Here is a 1,920-nt window from a genome sequence, read left to right on the forward strand (position 1 = left end):
CTGCGGGGCCAATCGCTGGGGGCCGCCGAGCACGACGGGTTTACCCTTGGGCGTCACCCAACGCTCGATGCCCTGGCCGCGCTGGCGGCCGATGCCGTCGAACAAGGCCGCCACATTCACGCTGTAAGGCGTGGCCAGGCTGCTGCCAAAGGCCAGGGTGAAGGGACTTTTGCCGCGGGCGATGAAGTAAAGGTCGTGGGGCCGGTAGCCGATTTCAAGCTGGGGCACGGCATTGCCGATGGTGCTGGCGCTGGCATCCACCGTCAAGCGCCAGTAGCGGTCGGTGGATACGGCCACGGGCCGGGAATCGCCGGTCAGGACGGCACCGTCCACATCGATACGATAAAACAGGGCCTTGGCCCGCCGCACCCATTGGGCCTTGGGACCCGGCCGGGACCAGAGGATGGCATCGGCCATGCTGTTGGGCGCGTCAAAGACCAGGTTGACCCGATCCACCGGAAAGGCGCCGCCGATCTCGTAACGGTATTTGCCCGGCGTATCGGCGACCGCCTGGCCCTTGACCTTCGTGAAGGCACGCACCGGATTGCTGCCCTCGGCGGCAAGGCGTCCCTCGACATGGGTCAAAACCAGGGGCGGTCCGTCGTCCAGCTGGCGCAGACGCAGGTAGCGCCGGCCCGTCGTCTTCATGGAGAGCGTGTTGTTGATCAAGCGCCGGCTGCCGTAGCGGATATCGGTCACGGACCAGCGCGACTGTACCGAGGTCCAGTTCACCAGGTCGTCACCGGCCTCCACGGCCAGGGTGGTCATGCGGTTGATCCGATCAGGCGGCCAGGCCAGACGCAATTGGACCAGGCGGCGGCCGGTCTGGCTGAGATCAATGAGAAAATCCCGCGACGGCTGGGCGCTGGCCGAGGTCTCAGGGGGGGTGATCCGCACCAGGGCCCCGTTGGGACCGGTCTGGACGTAGACGCCATACCCCCCCGAGGCTGTATCGGCCGCGGCCGGCAGGGGGAAGAAGGGCAAGGCTTGCCACGGGGATTCCGCGCTCTGGCTCCGGGCGAAGCGCAAGAGGTGCGGAACCATCTCGCCCGCCGCGTTGAAGACCCGCAGATCACCCAGGTCCGGTCGGCGGGCGTGGGTATAAACGGCCTCCGGCAAACTCAGCGCGGCGACCGGCGTACCTTCAGGCACATCGATGGGCAAGCCGTAGGCAAAGTCATTCAGGGTCAGATCGGCCGCTCCCACCAACGCGGAGCAGCCGATAAAAAGGAGGATGAGGAGCAGCGGACACAGCCATCTTCTCATGAAGGGGTTCCTTTCGTATCCGACGGCGGCAGGGGCGTGAAAAAGCCGATCACCAACAAAAGGCCGCCCACGGCCAGAAATGAGACAATCCTTGAAATCGTACCCGAGCCGGACAGGTCGACCACGAAGAGTTTGACCACCACGACGGCCAGAAGACCCGCTCCGCAGAACCAGATCATCCGCTGCCGGAGACGGTTGGCGGTGATCATGCTTCCCAGGGCCACCAGCCCCCAGAGCACCGCCACGGCCGCCTGAAACAGTTCCGAGCGGATCATGAAATGCCTGTCGTAGGGCACGGCCGCCAGGTGATGAATCGTGCGGGCCACCACGACGGTGATCCAGAGCAACCCACCCGCCGCCGGGACGCCCCACATCAAGGTCGGCGGAAAATCGATGGCCGGCGGCAAGGCTTCCATACGCACGACCCGCACCCAGTGGACCATTACCAGAAAAACGAAAATCTGCGCCAGATCCAGGGGATTGATGATCGGCAGATAGGGCAAGGGCCGGGGATTGCCATCCAGGAAAAGGGTCTGCAGACTCCACACCACGAGCTCGATCACCAACAGGGTCGGCAGCCATCCCCGGTAGGCCTTCGTCCAGGGGCCCAGGGCCAGCGCATGGAATCCCGCACGCGCAACAACAGGGCCGCGG

At 65.2% G+C, this 1,920-nt stretch carries 2 protein-coding genes; both read right to left on the reverse strand.

Annotated elements, in window-relative coordinates:
- A partial coding sequence (locus JCM12296_RS34445; protein ID WP_054702642.1) for a DUF3999 domain-containing protein occupies positions 1 to 1,266 on the reverse strand: 1,266 nt, incomplete at its 3' end.
- The coding region (locus tag JCM12296_RS34450) for a DUF2339 domain-containing protein (protein ID WP_157068185.1) at positions 1,263 to 1,920 on the reverse strand (658 nt) is incomplete at its 5' end. The genes JCM12296_RS34445 and JCM12296_RS34450, both read right to left, overlap by 4 nt.

This window comes from Desulfosarcina cetonica JCM 12296, assembly GCF_001311845.1.
Taxonomy (GTDB): Bacteria; Desulfobacterota; Desulfobacteria; order Desulfobacterales; family Desulfosarcinaceae; genus Desulfosarcina; species Desulfosarcina cetonica.